This window comes from Pseudomonas tehranensis (assembly GCF_014268615.1).
In the GTDB taxonomy this organism is placed as follows: Bacteria; Pseudomonadota; Gammaproteobacteria; order Pseudomonadales; family Pseudomonadaceae; genus Aquipseudomonas; species Aquipseudomonas tehranensis.
In genome coordinates this window covers 1-923 of sequence record NZ_JABWQV010000474.1, presented here as the reverse complement: position 1 = coordinate 923, position 923 = coordinate 1, and the positions used below count along the sequence as shown (strand labels likewise).

Here is a 923-nt window from a genome sequence, read left to right as displayed (position 1 = left end):
CCAGCGGGAGCAAGCTCCCTCGCCACAGGATGTGTTGTCAACTTGCCATTGTGCTGCAGGTTAAAACTTGTAACCCAACCCCACCATGTAGATCCACGGGTCCACATCGACATTCACCTTGGCCCGGGTGCCACTGGCCACGGCGTTGTTGTCCACATAGGCGGTGGTGTCGATGTCGATGTAGCGAATCTGGCCGTTGACCATGATGTTGTCGGTCAGCATGTAGTCGGCGCCCACTTGCCACGCCATGCCCCAACTGTTGCTCGCCCGGAAGTTGCTGAAGCCGTTGGCGCTGGCTTCGCTGCCGACGTGTTCATCGTAGATCCAGGTGTAGTTGATGCCGGCGCCGACGTAAGGCTGGAAGGCCGACTTGGCGTCGAGCGGGTAGTAGACCAGGCTCAGGGTCGGCGGCAGGTGCTTGAGGGTACCGAGCTTGTTGTTGGCCGCACCCAGGGCGGTGCCTTTGATCTTCACATCGTGCTCGAACGGCGATGCCGCCAGCAGTTCGATCCCCAGATTATTAGTGATCATGTAGGCGAAGTTCAGACCCAGCTGAGTGTCGCTGCTCATGGTCGCCTTGCCGCCCAGGTCGGCGCCGGCCAGCGGGCCACGGTCGACCTTGACGCTGGAACTGTCGGCTTCCGGATTGACGGTGATAGCGCCGGCGCGAACGATGATATCGCCGGCGGTGTGCGCCTGGGCGAGCGGGGCCGCGAGCGCGAGGGCGACGAGGGAAGCGCTGAGCAGAGACTTTTGCATGGGGGCTCCAGAGGGAATCTAAAATTGATGTCCCATGGTATGCAGCGCTCTAATCCGGTCTTTTGACTCAGCTCAATGAGTCAGGGTCTATTAATTGACTCAGCTCAATAAAATGATGATGAGGAATTCTTGAGGGCCCCATCGCGAGCAGGCTCGCTCCCACA

General features: G+C 59.7%; 1 protein-coding gene. It reads right to left on the bottom strand.

Going from position 1 to position 923, the window contains the following annotated elements; translation table 11 throughout:
* Positions 1–60: 60 nt before the first annotated feature.
* Positions 61–759 (bottom strand): OmpW/AlkL family protein, encoded by a 699-nt coding sequence (locus HU811_RS27040; protein WP_092394816.1) that lies wholly within the window; start codon positions 757–759, stop codon positions 61–63.
* Positions 760–923: the final 164 nt, after the last annotated feature.

Bases quoted from the DNA above. Each gene is read 5' to 3' on its own strand.
- HU811_RS27040 (WP_092394816.1), bottom strand. From the start codon at position 759: ATGCAAAAGTCTCTGCTCAGCGCTTCCCTCGTCGCCCTCGCGCTCGCG.